This window comes from Rhizobacter sp. AJA081-3 (assembly GCF_017795745.1).
In the GTDB taxonomy this organism is placed as follows: Bacteria; Pseudomonadota; Gammaproteobacteria; order Burkholderiales; family Burkholderiaceae_C; genus Piscinibacter.
The window spans coordinates 2,756,711-2,775,333 of record NZ_CP059067.1 but is presented as its reverse complement, the minus strand read 5'-3'; the positions used below and the strand labels follow the sequence as shown (position 1 = coordinate 2,775,333).

The 18,623-nt window shown below is 70.3% G+C and carries 20 protein-coding genes; 5 read left to right on the top strand and 15 right to left on the bottom strand.

What is annotated here, in order from left to right:
* Positions 1–12: 12 nt before the first annotated feature.
* The 9 genes from HZ992_RS13170 to HZ992_RS13130 all read right to left on the bottom strand — a co-directional run bounded on the left by HZ992_RS13170 (position 13) and on the right by HZ992_RS13130 (position 7,293).
* A complete protein-coding gene (locus HZ992_RS13170; RefSeq protein WP_209382304.1) occupies positions 13–1,065 on the bottom strand; it encodes a DMT family transporter in 1,053 nt (350 codons plus the stop codon).
* Positions 1,066–1,069: 4 nt separating this feature from the next.
* Positions 1,070–1,423 carry a DUF6488 family protein gene (locus tag HZ992_RS13165; protein ID WP_209382303.1) on the bottom strand — a complete coding sequence of 118 codons (354 nt, stop codon included), beginning with the start codon at positions 1,421–1,423 and terminating at the stop codon, positions 1,070–1,072.
* 40 nt (positions 1,424–1,463) lie between these two features.
* Positions 1,464–2,255, bottom strand: coding sequence for a HupE/UreJ family protein (locus HZ992_RS13160; RefSeq protein WP_209382302.1), 792 nt, complete (start codon positions 2,253–2,255; stop codon positions 1,464–1,466).
* A gap of 102 nt (positions 2,256–2,357) precedes the next feature.
* Positions 2,358–2,708: a hypothetical protein gene (locus tag HZ992_RS13155; RefSeq protein WP_209382301.1), complete on the bottom strand. Its 351-nt coding sequence runs from the start codon at positions 2,706–2,708 to the stop codon at positions 2,358–2,360.
* 123 nt (positions 2,709–2,831) lie between these two features.
* Positions 2,832–3,563, bottom strand: coding sequence for an N-formylglutamate amidohydrolase (locus tag HZ992_RS13150; protein WP_245213010.1), 732 nt, complete (start codon positions 3,561–3,563; stop codon positions 2,832–2,834).
* Positions 3,560–3,988 carry a high-potential iron-sulfur protein gene (locus HZ992_RS13145; RefSeq protein ID WP_245213008.1) on the bottom strand — a complete coding sequence of 143 codons (429 nt, stop codon included), beginning with the start codon at positions 3,986–3,988 and terminating at the stop codon, positions 3,560–3,562. Before HZ992_RS13145 ends, HZ992_RS13150 begins: the two co-directional genes overlap by 4 nt.
* 89 nt (positions 3,989–4,077) lie before the next feature.
* The gene (locus HZ992_RS13140) at positions 4,078–4,725 is read right to left on the bottom strand and encodes a Crp/Fnr family transcriptional regulator (RefSeq protein ID WP_209387166.1); all 648 of its coding nucleotides are present in this window, start codon (positions 4,723–4,725) and stop codon (positions 4,078–4,080) included.
* 85 nt (positions 4,726–4,810) lie between these two features.
* A complete protein-coding gene (locus HZ992_RS13135; protein ID WP_209387165.1) occupies positions 4,811–5,635 on the bottom strand; it encodes a response regulator in 825 nt (274 codons plus the stop codon).
* Positions 5,635–7,293 carry a hybrid sensor histidine kinase/response regulator gene (locus HZ992_RS13130; RefSeq protein ID WP_371816734.1) on the bottom strand — a complete coding sequence of 553 codons (1,659 nt, stop codon included), beginning with the start codon at positions 7,291–7,293 and terminating at the stop codon, positions 5,635–5,637. Before HZ992_RS13130 ends, HZ992_RS13135 begins: the two co-directional genes overlap by 1 nt.
* 310 nt (positions 7,294–7,603) lie before the next feature.
* Here HZ992_RS13130 and HZ992_RS13125 point away from each other — a divergent pair, with 310 nt between their 5' ends.
* The 5 genes from HZ992_RS13125 (at position 7,604) to HZ992_RS13105 (ending at position 12,982) form a co-directional block, all read left to right on the top strand.
* Positions 7,604–8,758: an MlaE family ABC transporter permease gene (locus HZ992_RS13125; RefSeq protein ID WP_209382299.1), complete on the top strand. Its 1,155-nt coding sequence runs from the start codon at positions 7,604–7,606 to the stop codon at positions 8,756–8,758.
* Between the two features lie 344 nt (positions 8,759–9,102).
* The gene (locus HZ992_RS13120; protein WP_209382298.1) at positions 9,103–9,924 is read left to right on the top strand and encodes an ABC transporter ATP-binding protein; all 822 of its coding nucleotides are present in this window, start codon (positions 9,103–9,105) and stop codon (positions 9,922–9,924) included.
* Positions 9,921–10,853 (top strand): MlaD family protein, encoded by a 933-nt coding sequence (locus HZ992_RS13115; protein ID WP_209382297.1) that lies wholly within the window; start codon positions 9,921–9,923, stop codon positions 10,851–10,853. The genes HZ992_RS13120 and HZ992_RS13115 overlap by 4 nt, the downstream gene beginning before the upstream one ends.
* A complete protein-coding gene (locus tag HZ992_RS13110) occupies positions 10,850–11,515 on the top strand; it encodes an ABC-type transport auxiliary lipoprotein family protein (protein WP_209382296.1) in 666 nt (221 codons plus the stop codon). Before HZ992_RS13115 ends, HZ992_RS13110 begins: the two co-directional genes overlap by 4 nt.
* A 27-nt stretch (positions 11,516–11,542) precedes the next feature.
* Positions 11,543–12,982: an AsmA family protein gene (locus tag HZ992_RS13105; RefSeq protein ID WP_209382295.1), complete on the top strand. Its 1,440-nt coding sequence runs from the start codon at positions 11,543–11,545 to the stop codon at positions 12,980–12,982.
* Here the strand turns inward: HZ992_RS13105 and HZ992_RS13100 are convergent.
* From HZ992_RS13100 to HZ992_RS13075, 6 genes are all read right to left on the bottom strand, one after another.
* Entirely contained in the window at positions 12,952–13,353 is a 402-nt protein-coding gene (locus tag HZ992_RS13100) for a ribosomal subunit interface protein (protein ID WP_209382294.1), read from the bottom strand. The two genes, HZ992_RS13105 and HZ992_RS13100, sit on opposite strands and share 31 nt — an antisense overlap.
* A gap of 47 nt (positions 13,354–13,400) precedes the next feature.
* A complete protein-coding gene (locus HZ992_RS13095; protein WP_209382293.1) occupies positions 13,401–13,730 on the bottom strand; it encodes a BON domain-containing protein in 330 nt (109 codons plus the stop codon).
* Between the two features lie 103 nt (positions 13,731–13,833).
* Positions 13,834–15,066: an ABC transporter permease gene (locus HZ992_RS13090; RefSeq protein WP_209382292.1), complete on the bottom strand. Its 1,233-nt coding sequence runs from the start codon at positions 15,064–15,066 to the stop codon at positions 13,834–13,836.
* Positions 15,066–15,806, bottom strand: a complete 741-nt coding sequence (locus HZ992_RS13085; RefSeq protein WP_209382291.1) for an ABC transporter ATP-binding protein — start codon at positions 15,804–15,806, stop codon at positions 15,066–15,068. The genes HZ992_RS13090 and HZ992_RS13085 overlap by 1 nt, the downstream gene beginning before the upstream one ends.
* On the bottom strand, positions 15,803–17,170 hold the full coding sequence (locus tag HZ992_RS13080) for an efflux RND transporter periplasmic adaptor subunit (RefSeq protein WP_209382290.1): 1,368 nt from the start codon (positions 17,168–17,170) through the stop codon (positions 15,803–15,805). The genes HZ992_RS13085 and HZ992_RS13080 overlap by 4 nt, the downstream gene beginning before the upstream one ends.
* Entirely contained in the window at positions 17,167–18,621 is a 1,455-nt protein-coding gene (locus HZ992_RS13075; RefSeq protein WP_245213006.1) for an efflux transporter outer membrane subunit, read from the bottom strand. Before HZ992_RS13075 ends, HZ992_RS13080 begins: the two co-directional genes overlap by 4 nt.
* Between the last annotated feature and the right edge of the window lie 2 nt (positions 18,622–18,623).

The window sequence follows — 18,623 nt, the reverse complement described above, 5'->3', positions numbered from 1 at the left end:
GGTTCTTGGCCCTCAGTGGTGATGCGAGTGATGCGCATCGGGCACATGAGTGTGCACGTGCCGTAGTGGATGGTGCCGATGCCGATGACTGTGCTCTCCGACCGGCATGGGCTCGTGGAGATGGCCGTGATGGCTGTCGTCGTGCCGGTGGGCGTGCTCGTGCTCCAGCGGCTCGTGATCGTGCTCATGGCCATGGGACTCGGCAAGGTGCAGCACCACGCCGGCCAGCATCAGCAAGCTGCCCAAGGCCATCATCCCGCTGGCTGATCGGTCGCCAAGCCCAACGGCGAAGGCGGCGCCGATGAAGGGCGCAAACGCGAAGACTGAGCCAGTCCGCGCTGCACCGAAGGCACGCTGGGCCAGCAGGTAGAAGCGCAGGCTCAGGCCATAGCCGGTGGCGCCGATCGCGAACAGTGCCAAGGCGGCTGCCAGCGATGGGAGCGGCTCACCCAGGGCGAGCGCCATCGCGGTGGTCGCCGCGGCACCGAGCCCGCCTTTGGCCATCACCACCTGCCCCGGGTCTCGGTCCGCCAGCGCACGCGACAGCGTGTTGTCCACGCCCCAGGCGGCGGTGGCCAGCAGCACGGCCAGCAGGCCCCACAAGTGCGCGCCACCCGCGCGGCCCTGGTCGAGCACCAGCACCATGCCACCTGCGAGCAGCAAGGCCATGGCCACCCACACCCGCCTGTCCATCGACTCGCGATACAGCCGCCAGGCCAGCACCGCGGTGAACAACGCTTCGAGCGTGAGCATCAGCGACGCGCTGGTGCCGCTGGTGTGCTGCAGGCCCCAGGCCAGTGCCACCGGCCCGATCACGGCGCCGAAGCCCGCCATCGCCAACAGCCGAGGCAAGTCCGAGCGAACGACCCGGGCCTCGCGGTCGATGTGCCGCCGAGAGAACGCGCCGACCACGGCAGCGCCGGCGTACAACAGCGCCGCCGTCGTGAAGGCGCCCAGCCCGGCACCGAAGCGCTGGACCAACGGCGTGCTCACGCCGAACAAGGTGGCTGCCAGCAGGGCGAACAAGCCGCCCCGCATCGCCGGGCCGTGCCAGGGTGCCTTCATCGGACTATTGTCCGGTGTGGTTCGCCGCGATGAAGTTGCCCGGCAGCGTATAGAAGAGATAGAGAGTGTCTTTCGTCTTGTCCGCCGCGCCCGGGTTCTTGAAGCTCAGCTTCCACTCCTTGCTGCGCTTGCCGTCGACCTGCTCCACCTTGTCAACCTTGGAGACAGCCTGCCAGGACTTCTCCAGCTTGCCGCCCTCGACCAGCTTGTCCTTGTATTGGGTGGCGCACTGGACGACGGTGGCTTCTGCGGCCGGCTTGCTGCCGTGGAAGTGGCAGCTGGCATCGGCACCCGCATAGGCGCTGGTCGAGGTAAACAGGGTGGCGGCGAATGCAGAAGCGATGAGGTTCGATTTCATGTGAGAACTCCTTTGGACGTGATGACGAGAGAATGAAGGATCAGAGCTTGTTCCGGGACGAGTCGACCGCTTTCTCGACATCCATGTCTTCGTGGATGTGACGGTGCTCTTCCGCCGGGAAGCGGAAGCCGTTCGGGTCGGTGTCGTGCAGGTACCCGTGCAGTTGCATCAGCATCAGCAGCGTGCCTGCAACGATGAGCCCCAGGTTGGCCACGTGGCTGATCCGGCGGAACGAGTGGGTGTGACGCCACCAGGCCAGCACCGCGACCATGCCGGCCAAGGCGGCGAGCTGCCCCAGTTCGACGCCGACGTTGAAGCTGAGGATGCGCATGAGCATCCCCACCGAGTCGTCGCCCAAGGGCAGCTGCTGCAGGCGCGTGGACAGGCCGAAGCCGTGCAGCAGCCCGAAGCCGAACACCGCACCCAGCAGGCTGGGGGACTTCTCCATCTCGAAGACGCGCTGGAAGCCGCCGATGTTGTCGAAGCCCTTGTAGATGACGCTCACGGCGATCACCGCATCGATCAGGAAGTAGTTCCAGGTGATGCCGTAGAAGGTCGCCAAGATCAGAGTGATGCAGTGGCCCAGCGTGAAGACGGTGACGAACTTGGCGACGTCCTTGAGGGTCGTCAGGAAGAACACCACCCCGAACAGGAACAGCAGGTGGTCGTACCCGGTGAGCATGTGGGTGGCGCCCAGCCCGATGTACTGCAGGTTGCCGCCGTCCAGCATGCGCTGGCGGTCTTCGGGCGAGATGCCGTGGGCCCAGAGCAGGGACGGCGCGAACAGGAGCGCGGCCACCCACAGGCGGCGCAGCGAAGGCGATGCGGTCATGGAACTCCGTGTGTTTGTTCGCTCAAGCCTGCGCGAGGAGCACAGGCCGGCGGCCGGACGATGCAGATGGGGCTGCGACGGACTCAGGTCGCAGCGGGCACGTCACACGGCAGTACGGGGTGGGCGCAAGGGCCCTTCGAGGTGAGGGTCCGGCAGTCGGCCAGCCAGCAAGCACAGGTGCGCCGAGGGCTCCGCCGGTGGCAGGTGCAGGTCCGGGATGGCGAAAGGAAGTGCCGAGTGGTGCCCGCCATCGTGATGGGCGTGCGGTAATGGCGCTTCGACGTCGTCGAGCTGGAAGGCCAGCGAGTCGTCGTGGTGATGCCCCTGGCCCGACTGGTGCACCAGAGCGTGGTCGATCTCGAGCGTCAAGGCATCGGCTTGCCCGGGAACGAGTGCCAGCGCCGGCAGCAGTTGCAGCGCGAGCAGAACTTTGACGAACCAGCGACGAAACATGGCGAAATTCTAGCGAACGGCCAGCCGGGGATGCCAAGCCTGATCGATCATGTGGCCGCCCTGCGCTGGCTCGAAGTAGGGCTCCATGCGGCGCAGCAGGCCATGAACGCAGCTCCCGAAGGATCAGGCCAGTTCGAGCCCCATCGCTTCCGCCAGCGAGGCGATCAGGTCGGCGCGCAGTTGCGCCCACACGATGCCTCCCTGCTCGACGAACCGCTGGTTGACCTCGAGCTCGATGCCCACGTAGTCGCGCGCATCGAAGCGTTCGCGCAGGTGCCTGGTGAGCCCGTCGCTGCTGCCGCGGTAGGGGTAGTTGCGGCGCAGCAGCAGCTTGCCCTCGCGTGTGGCCAGCGCGGCCAGCCAGCGCTGCGTCAGCGAGGCCTCGCTGGCGCGCTTGGGGTCGTACAGGCAGGCCACGTCGGCATGGCGCACGCGCCCGCCCAGCACCGGCACGAAGCTGTGCAGGGCCACGTGCACGATGCGCTGCCCTGCCGCGATGCGGCTGGCGATGTCGCGCTCGAGGGCGTCGCGGTGGGGCTGGTAGTGGGCGGCGAGGATGGTGTCGCGTTCGCTGCGGCTCAGCCGGCCGACGAGCGCCGAGAACAGCTCGCGGTGGCCGATCGAGCGGTTCAGGTCGACCAGCAGCCGCGTCGTCGTCGACGCATGCAGCGGCGCGCCGAGCTCGCTGGCCATCTGCTGCCCGAGCTCGAGCGTGCCGGGATCCCAGCCGCGGTGGCTGGCCAGCAGCGCCTCGTGTCCCTCGAACAAGCCGGCATACGCGGCCGGCACCGCATTCCCGCCGTGTTCGCAGCTGAGCACGAGGCCGGTGCCATCGGCAGCGGTGGCGATGCTCAAGCCTTCTTGGCCCAGGCACTGCACCAGCCCGCGGCAGCCACCGAGCGGCCCGGGAAGAGCTGGCAAGGCGCGGCCGAGTCGCTGTCCGTGCCACGGTACAACGCGCAATTGCCGCAACGGCTGCCGGCCACGAGGGTCGGGAAGCGCGTGCGGTCGGCGCGCGCCGCATCGGCCACATAACCCAGCGACTTCGCCTGCGCATCGCCTTCGTCGAGCATCGGCAGCGCGGCCGCAGGCCCGCTGGCCGAAGCCGGTGCGGGGGACGGTGCGGGCCTGGGCGTGGGCGCCGGCGGGGTCGGCGTGGCCGGAATCTGCTCGGCGGCGACGGGGGGCGATTCGACTTTCGGCGAGCAGGCTGCCATCAGGCTGGCGGTCGTCAGGGGCACGGCGACGATGAAGTGCCGGCGGGTGAGGGGGGTGTTCATGGCGTGGGGTGCGCGGCAGGGCGCGCGGTGGCAGAGGATGACACGAGCCTGCCGCTGCCGCGACGCGGCGTCTGTGCGCCGTCGAACGTTCAGGACGCCATCAGGCGCTGGAACTCGTGCTTGACGATGCCGTAGCACTCGCAGGCGCAGCTGCGCAGGCCGGCCGGGTCGAGCAGGCTGATGTGGCCGCGCCGGTAGCGGATGTAGCCCATGTCCTGCAAGGCGCCGGCCGCCTGCGTGATCGACTCGCGGCGCACGCCCAGCATGCCGGCCACCAGCTCCTGCGTGATGACCAGCTCGCCATCGGGTGATCGGTCGGCGGTGGACAGCAGCCAGCGGGCCAGCTGCTGCTCGACGGTGTGGTGCCGGTAGCAGGCGGCCGTCTGCGAGATCTGCGTCATCAGTGCCTGCGTGTAGCGCAGCAGCAGGCGGCGCCACGGCCCCGTGCCGTCGAATGCCTGCATCAGCGAATGCCGGTTCAGTCGGTAGCCGTGCCCCGAGGTCTGCACGACGGCCGAGCCGGACGTGCTCTGCCCGCCCATGAACAGGGCAATGCCCACCATGCCCTCGCGGCCCACGCCCGCCGTCTCGGCCGAGGCGCCCGATTCGGTGACGTAGTGCAGCGAGGCCACGGCGGTGGTCGGGAAGTAGGCGTGCTGCATCTGGCTGCCGGGCTCGTAGAGCACCTGGCCGAGCATCATCGACACCAGTTCGAGCGAACCCGACAGCGGCAGCATCTCCACCGCGGACACACCCGCGATGAGCTGGTTCTGCGCGGGCGCGTGCAGCCCGTTCAGCGGGCGCGGGGCGAGTGCGGCCAAGTCAGTGACCCTTCATCATCTCGACGCCGATGCCGCGGTAGCCGAGAAAGCGGCAGCTCTGGTCGAACATCGGCTGGCCGCTGACGCGGAACTGCCGGCAGGTCCCGTCGGCCTCGGTGCGGTGCAGCGCCAGATCGAGGAAGGGCCGGCGCGCCGCGATGTTGGCCTGCAGCGTGAGCCGCTCCGCGCGGTCCCAGCCGGCGTCGAAGGCCGGGGCTGCGGCGTCGGCCGCCAGCGAGCCCACGCTGATGCCCAGCATCTCCATCACCGGGCCCGACACCTTGGTGAAATCGCCGCGTTCATCCTGCTCCCAGTACCAGTCCGAGGCCAGCTCGGCGAGGCTGCGGTAGCGCGCTTCGCTCTCGCGCAGCTCGGCGGTGCGCTCCTTGACCGCCTGTTCGAGGATCACGCTGTGCGCTTCCAGCCGGCGGTAGAGCAGGCGCACCTCGAGCATGTTGCGGATGCGCGTCTTCACCTCGACCAGGTCGAAGGGCTTGCTGATGAAATCCTTGGCGCCGGCCTGCAGCGCGCGCAGCTTGTGGCCGGGCTGGGCGGTCAGCACGATGACCGGCAGGTAGCCGTCGGCGTCGTTGGTCTTCAACGCCTCCATGACGGCAAAGCCGTCCATCGCCGGCATCTGCAGGTCGAGCAGGATCAGGTCATAGGCATTGCGCCGGTGCAGCGCGCACACCTCGGTGGGCTGGCGGGTCGACGACAGGTTCGTGTAGCCGGCCTCGCCGAGCAGCCGGGTGAGCAGCAGCACGTTGGCCTCCTGGTCGTCGACGATCAGGATGCGTGCGCAGAGGATGTCTTGTTCGGGAATGATCATGGGGCGATCGCCTCGTCTAGGTCTTGCCGTGAAGGGGGGCGGGGGGTGTCCAGGGCCAGATCGAGCGTGGCCATGAACTCGTCCACCTTGATCGGCTTGGTGAGATAGCGGAAGAAGCCCGCTGCCAGGCCGGAAGCGACGTCCTTGGGCATGGCGTTCGCGCTCAGCGCGATCACCGGGATGTGGCGGGTCAACGGGTCGCCGGCGAGGATCTTCAGCGCTGTGATGCCGCTGATGCCCGGCAGGTTGATGTCCATGAGGATGACGTCGGGCAAGGCCGCGCGGGCCTGTTCGATGCCGCGGCGGCCGTCCTTGGCGCTGAGCAGGCGGATGTCCGGGCGGCGCTCGAGCAGGCGGCCGACCAGCAACAGGTTGGCCGGGTTGTCTTCCACGCACAGCACCGTGCGCAGGGCCTTCGCCGGCGCATCGGCCGCGATGGCCAGCGGTGGTGCGGCGAAGGGCGCGATCGGGTCGGTGTCGGCCTCGACGACCTTCGTCGCGTTCAGCTCGATCCAGAACAGGCTGCCGACACCGACCACGCTGTCCGCGCCGATGCGGCCGCCCATCAGCTCGACCAGGCGCTTGCTGACCACCAGGCCGATGCCGGTGCCTTCCTCGGCGCCGGTCTCGCGGCCGAGCCGGTCGAAGGGCTGGAACAGGCGTGCCAGCTTGTCGGCGCCCAGGCCTTCGCCGGTGTCCTGGAAGCTGACGCGGATGCGGTTGCCCGGCATCACGCGGCAGCGCACTTCCACCGTGCCGTGGGGGCGGTTGTACTTGACGGCGTTGGACAGCAGGTTCACCGCCACCTGCTTGAGCCGCGTGCGATCGGCCTTCACGAGCCAGGGGCCTTCCGGTGCGATCAGCTTGACGTCGATGCCCGCCTTGCGCGACATCGGCTCGATCATCGCCAGGCACTCGGCCAGCAACTCCGCCAGCAGCACCGGCTCGGGCGAGAGCGAAAGCTTGCCCGACTCGATCAGCGCCAGGTCGAGGATCTCGTTGATCAGCTCCAGCAAGTACCAGCCGGCCTGCAGGATCTGGTCGATGCTGTCTTTCTGCGGCGGCGTCGGCGGCGGCGTGCCCGAGTCGATCAGCTGCGCGAAACCGAGGATCGCGTTCAGCGGCGAGCGCAACTCGTGGCTCATGCTGGACAGGAAGTCCGACTTCGCCTGGTTGGCGAGCTCCGCCGCGATCTTGGCGCCGCGCAGGTCGCGGTTGCGCTCCTGCAGGGCGAGGTCGACCTGCTTGCGCGCGGTGTTGTCGGTGCCGATCAGCAGGTAGCCGATGATCGCACCCAGCGCGTCGTGCAGCGCCGTCACCGACACCACGGCGGGCAGGCGGCTGCCGTCCTTGCGCAGGTAGGTCAGCTCGTAGATGTCCTCGATGCCGCGCGAGGCCTTGAACACCAGCGCCTCGAAGCCGGGTTCGATGGTGGTGCCGAACTCCAGGCTGAGGGCGCGTGCGCGCAGGATCACCTCCTGCGGGTCGGAGAAGTCGGCCGGCGTGACGCGGTCGATCACCGCCGCGGCCTCGTAGCCCAGCATGTGCTCGGCGCCGACGTTGAAGACCTGGATCACGCCCTTCTCGTCGGTGGCGATGCTGGAGAAGTTGGCGCTGCTGAGGATGGCGCGCTGCAGGGCGCCGGTCTTGAGCAAGGCTCGGCGACGGCGTGCCTCGCTGGCGACTGGCACCCCGATGGCCGGCGATGGCAGCGTGCGTCGGCCGGTCTTCGGTCGGGGGATCGGCTTGATGACAGTCATTGGATGCGAGTTCTGGGTCGGGGTACTGCAAGCGCCGATGCGGTAGGCCCGAACAGAGGATGAGGATCCCCCCCTTCCTGCCGGCCGTCTGTTGCCTATCGAACAGAGCGCGCGAGGGTTTGCCCGGATGGCTGGCGGCGATCACTTCTTCTGTCCGCTATCGCACAGACCGCCGGCACGGCGCGGGCTACGGTGGCTTCCAGCCATGAAACCTGCACCGAACGATCACGCCGATGTGTCCTTGCCGGCAACGTCGAGTGCCGCGGAGCCGCCACGGATCGAGTTGTCGGGGTCGTGGAGCGTGCTGAAGCTGGGCGGCATCGAAGGCCGGCTCGATGCGCTGCAGCGGCCTGCCGCAGGTGCTGCCGTGGTGGATGGCCAGCGCATCGACGCGCTCGACAGCGCCGGCGCCTGGCTGTTGCTGCGCCTGTTGCGGCGTCTGCGCGAAGGTGGCGGCGTCGTCACGCTGCTGGGCCTGAGTCCGCCGTTCGCGAAACTGCTCGACGTCGTCGCGCAGCCGGCCCGGCAGGGTGCTCCGAGGGCCGAAGCCGGCGCCGCGCCGGCCCCGAAGGCGCTCGAACGACTGGGGCGCCGTGTCGCACCCGTGCTGGAGGAGGGCCTGGCGCTGCTCGCCTTCGTCGGCGAGCTGGCCGTGGCCTTCGCCACCTGCGTGCTGCAGCCGCGGCGCTGGCGCTGGCGGCCGATCCTGTTCAACATCCGCAGCGCCGGCGTCGACGCGCTGCCCATCGTCGCGCTGCTGTCCTTCCTGCTCGGCGTCGTCGTCGCCTACCAGGGTGCGCCGCAGCTGCGCCAGTACGGCGCCAACATCTTCGTGGCCGATCTGGTCGGCGTGTCGATGCTGCGCGAGTTCGCGCCATTGATCACCGCCATCATCATCGCCGGCCGATCGGGCTCGGCCTACGCGGCGCAGATCGGCACCATGGCCGTGACCGAGGAGATCGACGCGATGCGCACGCTGGGCATCGAACCGATGGAGATGCTGGCGCTGCCCAAGCTGGTGGCCCTGGCCGTGGCGCTGCCGCTGCTGACGGTGTTCGCCGACGTGGCGGGCGTGTTCGGCGGCATGCTGATGGCACGCTCGCAGCTCGGCGTGGGCTACGTGGAGTTCCTCGATCGCCTGGTCAAGGCGGTGGAGCCGTCGACCTATGGCGTCGGCCTGGCCAAGGCGCCGGTGTTCGCGCTCATCATCGTGGTGATCGGCTGCTTCCAGGGCTTTCGCACCCGGGGCGGCGCCGACAGCGTCGGGCGGCAGACGACGCGCAGCGTGGTGCAGTCGATCTTTCTCGTCATCGTGGCCGACGCCTTGTTCTCGGTCGCGTTCAGCGTGCTGGACCTCTGAAATGAAGTCTGTCCGCTTTCCCTTTGCAGGTTCTGGCTGGCGAGGCAAAGGCCCGCCCGGGCAGGCTACGGCGCTTCGCCTCGGCGGTCGGCGCGTTGCGCCGACTCCCCTGCGATGCTCGGTCTCGTGGCCCCGTCGCCGAACTCACTTCGCTCCCTGCGGTCGCTGCGTTCGGACAGCGTCGACGAGTCAGAAGACGATGCGCGCTGCGCGCGCGGCCACGAGCCCTGCGCTTCTCGGCACCTCAGAGGCGCGCCTTCGCCTGCCCGGGCGCGCCTTTGCTGAACCAGCGGTGGCATGCGGTCCAGGCAGCGCCTGCCGCGACGCACGCTGGAGCCAGTGAAATGACCGCCACCACGGCACCTCAGGAAATCGTCATCGAACTCGACAAGGTGACGACGCGCTTCGGCTCGCACGTCGTCCATGACGGGCTGGACCTGCAGGTGCGCCGCGCCGAGATCTTCGCCCTGATCGGCGGCAGCGGCTCGGGCAAGTCGACGCTGCTGCGCGAGATGATCCTGCTGCATTCGCCCGACGCCGGCACCGTGCGCGTGCTTGGCGAGGACCTGGCCACGCTCACGCCGGCGCAGGCGCTGGCGATGCGGCAACGCTGGGGCGTGGTGTTCCAGCACGGCGGCCTGTTCGGCTCGCTCACCGTGACGGAGAACATCGGCCTGCCGCTGCGCGAGCACACCGGCCTGGCCGATGCGCTGATCGACGAACTCGCGGCCTGGAAGCTGTCGCTGGTGGGCCTGGCGCCCGAGGTCGGTGCGCAGTACCCGGCCGAACTCAGCGGCGGCATGCTCAAGCGCGCCTCGCTGGCCCGCGCGCTCGCCCTCGACCCGCCGCTGCTCTTCCTCGACGAGCCCACCGCCGGGCTCGACCCGGTCAGCGCCGGCGGGGTCGATGCGCTGGTGCTGCGCCTGCGCGACGTGTTCGGGCTGACCATCGTGATGATCACCCACGACCTCGACCTGCTGTGGCAGGTGGCCGACCGCGTCGCCGTGCTGGCCGATGCGCAGGTGCAGGGCCTGGGCTCGATGGACGAGCTGTCGAAGCTCGACGTGCCCGCCGTGCGCCAGTTCTTCGACGGCCCGCGCGGGCGGGCGGCGCAGCAGGACGGCCACGGCCTTCACCGCGAGGAGGCGACATCGAAACCAAGGTGAACTACACGCTGGTCGGTGCCTTCGTCATCGGCCTGGGCGCCTTGCTGATCGCGATCGCGCTGTGGATCGCCGCGGGCGGCGCGCTGCGCCAGAAGGTCGACCTGTACCAGGCCATCCTCGACGAATCGGTGGCCGGGCTGAACCTGAACGCGCCGGTGAAGTTCAACGGCGTCGATGTCGGCAAGGTGCAGGACATCCGCCTCGACCCCGCCAACCCGCAGCGCGTGCGCCTGATCTTCGCCATCGAGCGCGGCACGCCGATCAAGCAGGACACGCTGGCCGTGCTGAAGACGCAGGGGCTGACCGGCATCGCCTACGTCGAGCTCAGCGGTGGCGCGCCCGGATCGCCGCCGCTGCTGGCCAGCGTGGCAGGCGAGTACCCGGAGATCCGCACCAAGCCCTCGCTGAGCGCCCGGCTGGAGAACGTGCTGACGACGGTGCTGATCAAGCTCGATCGCACCTCGAGCAACATCGACGCCGTGCTCAGCGACGAGAACCGGCGTGCCTTCGCCAGCACCCTTCAGGACCTGGCGGCGGTGTCGCACACGCTCGCGCAGCGCAAGGACACGCTGGACGCCGGCATCGCCGCCGCGGCGCGCACCTTCGACCGCAGCGCGCAGGCGATGGCGCAGGTCGGCCCGGTGATCGAGCGCGTCGGCCGCGGCGCCGACGCGGTCGAGACGATGGGGCGCGAGGCCGCTTCGGCCAGCGCACAGGCGGGGCAGTCCGTCGCGCGCGCAGGTGCCGCGCTGCAGCGCGCCAGCGCCGACACGCTGCCCGAACTGCAGCGCCTGCTGGGCGAGCTCAACGACCTGTCGGTCTCGCTGCGCCGGCTCACCGAACAGACCGAGCGCCATCCGTCCAGCCTGCTGTTCGGCCGCAGCCCGGATGCCCCCGGTCCGGGCGAAGCCGGGGCACCTGCGCCATGACACTCGAGCACCTCGTCCGCCGCTGCGGCCGGCTCATGCCGGCCTTGCTGGCGCTCGCGTTCGGCGCTTGCAGCACGCTGCTGCCCAAGCCTGGCGCGCCGACGTCGTTCTATGCCCTCGACGCGTCGGCACCGGCCAGTGCGGCCGTTGCGGCCGCTGCCGCCGTGGCGCCGGCCGCCTCGGCGCCTACGCTGGTCGTCGGCGCGACCCACGCGGCCGCAGGTTTCGACACCCGCCGCATCGTCTATCTGCGCCGCGCGCAGCAGGCAGAGCATTTCGCGCAGTCCGAATGGGTCGACACGCCGGCCCGCATGCTCGCGCCGCTGCTGGTGGCGGCGCTGGAGCGGCAGGCTGCGTTCGCAGCGGTGGTCGGCTCGCCCGGCCCGGCGCTCGGCGACCTGCGCCTGGACACCACCCTCGTGCGGCTGCAGCACGACTTCACGAGCACGCCGAGCCGCGTGCGCCTGACCTTGCGCGCCACGCTGATCGAGGTGGCCACGCGCCGAGTCATCGCGGTGCGCGAGTTCGACGCCAGCGAGCCATCGGCCAGCGAGGACGCCTATGGCGGCGTGGCGGCCGCGCACCGCGTCGTGCAGCGGCAGCTGCAGGCGCTGGCGCAGTTCTGCGCCGACGCTGCGCGCGGCTGGCGCGCACAGCCCTGAGAATCACCGTCAGAACGGAGCCGCCCGATGCCCAGACTGCCCCGCTTCGCGCTCATCGGCCTCGGCGCCGTGCTGGGCCTGTTGCTGCTGCTCGCGGCGGCGCTGGTGCTGCTCGCCGACACCGACGTCTACAAGTCGCGCCTGGAGCGCATCGCCTCGCAGGCGCTGGGCCTGGAGTTGAGCATCGCCGGGCGCCCGGCGATCGACATCTTCCCCGGCTTGCAGCTCACGCTCGACGACGTGCACGTGCGCCGGGGGGGCAAGGAGCTCGCGTCCGCGCGGCAGGCGAAGATCGGCATCGACCTGAGCTCGCTGTTCGGCGACACGCTGCGCATCCAGAAGATCGTGCTGACGCAGCCGCTCATCACGGTGGCGCGCGAGCACGACGGCCGCTTCGATTTCGAGCCGCAGGCGCCGGCGGCGGAAGACGCCGCGGCCGACGCACCGGTGCAGGACTGGCCCGACGTGTCGCTGTCGGCCGGCTCGATCGACTTCGTCGACAAGCGCCACGGCAAGGGCTTCGAGGCGCGCGACTGCAAGGGCGAAGTGCACCGCCTCCAGCGTGCCGGCGGTCGGCGTGCGGACTTCCTTCGCGAAGTCACCTTCACCGCCGAGTTCGACTGCGCGCAGATCCGCAAGGACGGCCATACGCTGCACGACGTGAAATTCTCGGCCGATGCGAAGCACGGCATCGTCGAGCTCAAGCCCCTGTCCACGCGGCTGCTCGGCACGCCGGGCCAGGGCAGCATCCGCGCCGACTTCACCGGCGCCGTGGCCTCGTACCAGATCGCCTACACGCTCACGCAGTTTCCCGTCGAGGAGTTCTTCAGCACGATGCAGCTGAAGAAGCTCGCCGGCGGCCGCATGGACTTCAGCGCCACGCTGACCACGCACGGCACCACGCTGGCCGAGCTGAAGCAGGCGATGGCTGGCCGCGTCTCGCTGCGCGGCAAGGGGCTGACCTTCTACGGCAGCGACCTCGACCGCTCGTTCGAGCGCTTCGAGGCCAGCCAGACCTTCAGCCTGGTCGACGTGGGCGCGGTGTTCTTCGCCGGGCCAGTCGGGCTGCTGGTCACCAAGGGCTACGACTTCGCCCAGCTCGCCCAGGGCAACGGCGGCACGAGCGAGATCCGCACGCTGGTGTCGGACTGGAAGGTCGAGCGCGGCGTGGCGCACGCCCAGGACGTGGCGATGGCGACGAAGGCCAACCGCATCGCCCTGCACGGCGGGCTGGACTTCGTCAACGAGCGTTTCGACGCGGTGACGGTGGCGCTGGTCGACCTGAAGGGCTGTGCCATCGTCAAGCAGGAGATCCGCGGCAGCTTCAGCGCGCCGTCGGTGAGCAAGCCCAACGCCATCGAGGCGCTCACCGGGCCGGCGCTGCGCCTGCTGAAGAAGGGCGCCGACGCGCTGACCGGCCGCCAGTGCGAGCCGTTCTACAGCGGCGCAGTGGCGGCACCGGGCTGATCGGCGTCGGTGTCGGTGTCACTGGGCAGGCCGGCATCGCTGCGGGCCTGGTGGCGGCGTGGGTCGTGTTTGCCGATGGCGGCGCCGGCGGCTCGTTTGAGCTTGCGCACCGCGCCGTCGATGGCCTGGTGCGCGTTGGGACCGATTTCGGTCACCACCACCGGTTCCAGGTCGATCAGTCGGGCTTCCAGCAGGCACTGGATGCTGTCGACGCCGAGCCTGGCGCGGCCGTCGGTGTCGGACAAGTGCCCCTCGACGCGCAGCACGCGCTCGCCGAAGCGGCCCATCGCGTCGCTCACGACGGTCTGGAAGTGCTCGGACATGCGCTGTCCGCCCTCGATGTTCGGGCCGGTCTGAAGCAGGATTTGCATGGTGTCCTTCGTGGGAAGCACCGCCGGGAGAACCCGGCGGCCGGAGTTCAATCGTCCTTCTTGACGACGATGGTGCTCTTGACCGAGGTCACACCTTCGGTGGCACGGGCGATCTCGACGGCCTTGTCGGCGGTTTCCTGCGCACGGACGGTGCCGCTGAGCACGACCATGCCCTTGTTGTCGGTGTCGACATGCACGTTGGCCAGCGTGCGCAGCTTCTCGGCCGCGAGCTTGGTCTTGACCTTGGTGGTGATGACCGAGTCCTTGACGTAGGCACCCGGGTTCTTGCGGTCCGCGTCCGACTCCTCGGCGTGGGCCAGGCAGGGCGCCAGCAACGCGCCGACAACGATGCCGAGGGTGGCGAAAGTGCTCTTCATGGTGTCTCGATCCCGGGTTGAATGGCGATGGTTCGAGCATGCGCCGCGGGCCGCCGGCCGTCTGTTCGCTGCCTCGCTTTGGCCCCTTGCCGGGCCTCGGGCGCTACTCGTGGCGCAAGGCCTCGATCGGGTCCATGCGCGCGGCGCGGCGCGCCGGGAAGAAGCCGAACACCACGCCGATGCCGGCCGAGAACAGCAGCGAGAGCAGGTTGATCGTCGGGTCGAAGGCGTAGGGCACGTCCATCAGCCGCGATCCCCCCCACGACGCCGCGGTGGCGATGAGGATGCCCACCACGCCGCCCAATGCCGAGAGCACCACGGCCTCGATCAAGAACTGCAGCAGCACCTCGCCCTCGAGCGCGCCGATGGCCAGGCGCAGGCCGATCTCGCGCGTTCGCTCGGTGACGCTGACCAGCATGATGTTCATGATGCCGATGCCGCCCACCAGCAGGCTCACCGCGGCCACGGCGCCGAGCAGGGTGGTCAGCACGCCCATCGTGCTCGACAGCGTCTCGGCGAGTTGCTGCGTGTCGAAGATGTTGAAGTTGTCTTCGCTGCCGCCGTTGTCCATGTCGCCGAGCTTGCGCCGCTCGCGCATCAGCTGGCGCAGGCTGGCCTTCAGCGGCGCGCTGTCGGCGCCGTCCTGCATCGACACCGACAGCTGCGCCACCTTGCGGTTGCCGGTGACGCGGCGCTGCAGCGTGTGCAGCGGCACGACCACCGTATCGTCCTGGTCGCCCATGCCGCCCTGGCCCTTGGCGGCGAGGATGCCGATCACGTCGCAGGAGAATTGCTTGACGCGCAGCTGCTCGCCCAGACCGGTCTGGCCGACGCTGCCGCCGAAGATCTCGCGGCGCACCGTCTCGCCGATCACGCACACCGCGGCGCCGCCGAGCTGCTCGTCGGGCTCGAAGATGCGGCCGGCAGCGAGCTTCCAGTTGCCGGTCTCGAACCATTCGTTGGTGCTGCCGGTGACCGTGGTCGCCCAGTTGCGGCCGTTGGCCACCACGGTGACGGCAGCGCGCCCCTGTGGCGCCACCGCGGCCACGCCGCCGATCTGCGCCTGGATGGCCTTCGCATCCTCCTCGGTGAACTGCGGCACGCCGCCACCACCACCCCCGCCGCCGCCGGGCTGGCGCTGGCCGGGCATCACCATCAGCAGGTTGGTGCCCAGGCTGGTGATCTGCGTCTGGATCGCCTGCGTGGCGCCGTTGCCCAGCGTGACCATGGTGATCACCGCGCTGACGCCGATCACGATGCCCAGGATGGTCAGGAAGGAGCGCAGCAGGTTGCGCTGGATCGATCGCAGGGCGAGCATGAAGACGCTGAACAGCATCAGACGCTCGCGGCTTCGGTCAGTGCGGCCGGGGCGGCCAGGGTCGGGTTCGGATTCACCTCGTCCTTGGCGATGCGGCCGTCGATGAAGTGCACCATGCGCCGCGCGTAGGCGGCCATGTCGGGCTCGTGGGTGACCATCAGCACGGTGATGCCGTGGTCCTTGTTCAGCGCCATCAGCAGGCCCATGATCTCGTGGCTGCGCTGCGTGTCGAGGTTGCCGGTGGGCTCGTCGGCGAGCACCACGGCCGGCTCGGTGGCGATGGCGCGCGCGATCGCCACGCGCTGCTGCTGGCCGCCGGAGAGCTCGGCCGGCGTGTGCTTCTCCCAGCCGCCCAGGCCGACCGACTGCAGCGCCTTGGCGGCGGCGGCACGGCGCACCTCGGCGCTGTCGCCGCGGTAGAGCAGCGGCAGCTCGACGTTCTCCTGAGCCGAGGTGCGCGCGAGCAGGTTGAAACCCTGGAACACGAAGCCGAGGTAGCGCCGGCGCAGCCGAGCGCGCTGGTCGCGCGCCAGCGCTTCGACGTGCGCGCCCTTGAACAGGTACTGTCCGGCGGTGGGCGTGTCCAGGCAGCCGAGGATGTTCATCGCGGTGGACTTGCCCGAGCCGCTGGGCCCCATGATGGCGACGAATTCGCCGGCCTGGATGTCCAGGTCGATGCCCTTGAGGGCCATCAGCTCGGCCACGCCGCTGCCGTAGCGCTTGGTGATGCCGCGCAGCTGGATCAGCGGGGCGCTCATTTCGCGGCGGCCGTCTTCTGGTCGGTGATCACCAGCATGCCGACTTGCAGCTCGCCGCCGGTGATCTCGGTCATGCGCCCGTCGCTGATGCCCGGCGTCACCGATACCGCCACCGGCGCGCCGTCGCGCAGCACCCACACGCGCTTGGCGGTGGCGGTGCTGGCGCCTTCGGCGGCCGTGCGGCGCGTGCGGTTGCCCGGCATGCGCGGCGTCAGGCTGGAGAGCACGCCGCTCTTCGGCGCCGCCGCGGCACCCGCGGCGGTCGGCGTGAAGCGCAGCGCCGTGTTGGGCACCAGCAGCACGTCGGTGCGCTGGGTCGCGACGATGGTGGCGGTGGCCGTCATGCCCGGGCGCAGGCTGAGGTCGGCGTTGTCGACGTCGAGGTAGGTGAGGTAGGTGACGACGTTGTCGGTGATCGTCGAGCCGAAGCCCACGCGCGTGATGCGCGCCGGGAAGGGCCGGCTCAGGTAGGCGCTGACGGTGAAGGTGGCATCCTGCCCGACCTTCACCGAGCCGACGTCGGCCTCGTCGACGTAGACCCACAGGCGCAGCTTGGCCAGGTCCTCGGCGACGGTGAACAGCGTCACCGCCTGCAGCGAGGCGGCCACCGCGTTGCCGGGGTCGACCGCGCGCGTCAGCACCACGCCGTCGGCGGGCGCCGCGATGGAGGCCTTCGACAGGTTGATCTGGTCGGTGGACAGCGCCGCCTTCGCGTCGGCGACGCCGGCGCGCGCGCTGGTCGCGTCGGCCAGCGCACGGGCCAGCGTGGCGCGGCCGCTGTCGAGCTCGGACTTCGACGGCACCTTGCCGCCGGACAGGCGCGACACCTCCTCGAGCCGGCCCAGCGTGGCGCGTGCCTCCTGGATGGTGGCGCCGGTCTGCTCGACCTTGGCCGTGGCCGCCGCGAGTGCGGCCTTCGAGCGCAGGATCTGGTCGCCCAGCTTGGCGGTGTCGAGCACCACCAGCACCTGGCCCTTCTTGATGCGGTCGTTCACGTCGACGTTGACCTTCAGCACCGTGCCCGACAGCTCGCTGCCGATGTTGATCGTGCGGGTCGGCTGGATGGTGCCGTTGGCGGTGACGGTGAGCGTGAGGTTGCCGCGCGCCGCCGGCTGCGTGCTGTAGCTCGGTGCGGCGTTCGCGGCGCGGTTCGACCACCACCACCAGAACCCGCCGCCCGCGAGCAGCAGCGCCGCCGCCAGCGCCCAGACCAGCGGCCGCCGGTACCAGGCGACGTGGTCCGGCTCGGCCAGCAGCGTGCTCAGGTCGGCCTCGGCGGCTTCGGTGGCCGGGCGGCCGGAGGGAGCGGGCGTTGCGGGTGGCGCGGTCGGCTTGAGTGCGTCGGGGGGAAGGGGTGTGTTCATGGGGTCGGGGTGCTCGAGGCGGGCTCCGCAGCGGCTGCGCGGTGGTCGTCGTCGCGCCAGCCGCCGCCCAGCGCCTTGAACAGGCGCACGTGGTCGGCACTGACGTCGGCGCTGGCGGTGGCCACGCCGTCCTGCGTGCTCAGCCGCGTGCGCTGCGTGTCGAGCACGGTCTGGAAGTCGGTGAGGCCGCTGCCGAAGCGCTGGCGGGCGAGCTCGGAGGCGTTCGATGCCGCCTCGGCCGCGGTCTGCAGGCGCGCCAACCGCTCGCGATCGCCGCGCAGGGCGGCCAGCGCATCCTCGACCTCCTTCAGCGCACCGAGCACGGCAGCGCTGTAGTCCGCGCGCGCCTGCTCGAGCGCGGCCTGCTGGGCATCGACCTGCGCGCTGGCGGCACCGCCGTCGAACAGCGGCAGCGATACGCCGGCCAGCAGCGAGCCGATCACCGCGCTGCCGTTGCCCAGCGCGCCCAGCGTGGCCGCGCTCAGGCCGAGCGTGCCGCTGAGGCGGAAGTTGGGCAGCCGCTGCGCCTGGGCCTGGTCGACACGCGCCCAGGCGGCGCTGACGCGGTGTTCGGCGGCGCGCACGTCGGGGCGCTGGCGCAGCGTTTCGGCCGGGATGGCCAGGGCGAGCGTGCCGGCGGGCTGCGGCACCGGCACCACCGCGGCCAGCCGTGCATCCAGCGCGGCCGGCGGCTGGCCGGTGAGCACGGCGATCGCATGGCCGGCCTGCGCGATGGCAGTCTGCAGGCCAGGGCGCTGCGCGCGGGTCTGCTCGGCCGAGCCGCGCGCCTGTTCGGATTCGAGCGTGGTGACCAGCCCGGCCTGCTCGCGCCACTGCGTGATCTGCAGCGTCTCGAGCTGGATCGCCAGGTTGTCGTCGGCGATGGCCAGCCGGGCCTGTGCGGCCCGCAGCGTGATGTAGCTCAGCGCCACCTCGGCGGCGACGCCGACCTGCACGTTGCCCAGGCTGGCCGCGCTGGCAGAGGCGTTGTACTCGCCGGCATCGAGTGCGCTGCGGTTGGCGCCGAACAGGTCGAGGTTCCAGCCGGCATCGAGGCCGGCGCGCAGGCTGTTGCCGGTGCTGTCTCCGCCCGACCAGGCGCGCTGCGCCGAGGCCGAGCTGCCCAGCGTGGGCCACAGCGCTGCCGCGGCCTGGTCGCGCAGCGCGCGCGATTGCCGCAAGGCCGCCTGCGCCGTGGTCACGCTGGTGTTGGCGTGCAGGGCTTCGTCGACGAGCTGTTCGAGCAGTGGATCGCGAAAGCGCTGCCACCAATGCCGCAGCGAGGCGTCCGCGCCGACCGCGGCGGGCTCGGTGGCCGACCAGGCGATCGGCACGTCGAAGGGGCCGGGCGGCTCGGCGCGTTGCGGTGCCGACGTACAGGCGCCGAGCAGGAGCAGCAGGCTCAGCGACGCGGCTGCAGCGCGGGAATCAAGGTGAGGAAGAGCAGTCACCG

What these genes read in the sequence shown, in the direction of transcription:
- HZ992_RS13170 (WP_209382304.1), bottom strand. Translation starts at nt 1,065, where the DNA reads ATGAAGGCACCCTGGCACGGCCCGGCGATGCGGGGCGGCTTGTTCGCC.
- HZ992_RS13165 (WP_209382303.1), bottom strand. Translation starts at nt 1,423, where the DNA reads ATGAAATCGAACCTCATCGCTTCTGCATTCGCCGCCACCCTGTTTACC.
- HZ992_RS13160 (WP_209382302.1), bottom strand. Translation starts at nt 2,255, where the DNA reads ATGACCGCATCGCCTTCGCTGCGCCGCCTGTGGGTGGCCGCGCTCCTG.
- HZ992_RS13155 (WP_209382301.1), bottom strand. Translation starts at nt 2,708, where the DNA reads ATGTTTCGTCGCTGGTTCGTCAAAGTTCTGCTCGCGCTGCAACTGCTG.
- HZ992_RS13145 (WP_245213008.1), bottom strand. Translation starts at nt 3,988, where the DNA reads ATGAACACCCCCCTCACCCGCCGGCACTTCATCGTCGCCGTGCCCCTG.
- HZ992_RS13140 (WP_209387166.1), bottom strand. Translation starts at nt 4,725, where the DNA reads ATGCTGCCGCTGTCGGGTTCGCTCGAACTGGTGTCGATGATGCTCGGC.
- HZ992_RS13125 (WP_209382299.1), top strand. Translation starts at nt 7,604, where the DNA reads ATGAAACCTGCACCGAACGATCACGCCGATGTGTCCTTGCCGGCAACG.
- HZ992_RS13120 (WP_209382298.1), top strand. Translation starts at nt 9,103, where the DNA reads ATGACCGCCACCACGGCACCTCAGGAAATCGTCATCGAACTCGACAAG.
- HZ992_RS13110 (WP_209382296.1), top strand. Translation starts at nt 10,850, where the DNA reads ATGACACTCGAGCACCTCGTCCGCCGCTGCGGCCGGCTCATGCCGGCC.
- HZ992_RS13105 (WP_209382295.1), top strand. Translation starts at nt 11,543, where the DNA reads ATGCCCAGACTGCCCCGCTTCGCGCTCATCGGCCTCGGCGCCGTGCTG.
- HZ992_RS13100 (WP_209382294.1), bottom strand. Translation starts at nt 13,353, where the DNA reads ATGCAAATCCTGCTTCAGACCGGCCCGAACATCGAGGGCGGACAGCGC.
- HZ992_RS13095 (WP_209382293.1), bottom strand. Translation starts at nt 13,730, where the DNA reads ATGAAGAGCACTTTCGCCACCCTCGGCATCGTTGTCGGCGCGTTGCTG.
- HZ992_RS13090 (WP_209382292.1), bottom strand. Translation starts at nt 15,066, where the DNA reads ATGCTGTTCAGCGTCTTCATGCTCGCCCTGCGATCGATCCAGCGCAAC.
- HZ992_RS13085 (WP_209382291.1), bottom strand. Translation starts at nt 15,806, where the DNA reads ATGAGCGCCCCGCTGATCCAGCTGCGCGGCATCACCAAGCGCTACGGC.
- HZ992_RS13080 (WP_209382290.1), bottom strand. Translation starts at nt 17,170, where the DNA reads ATGAACACACCCCTTCCCCCCGACGCACTCAAGCCGACCGCGCCACCC.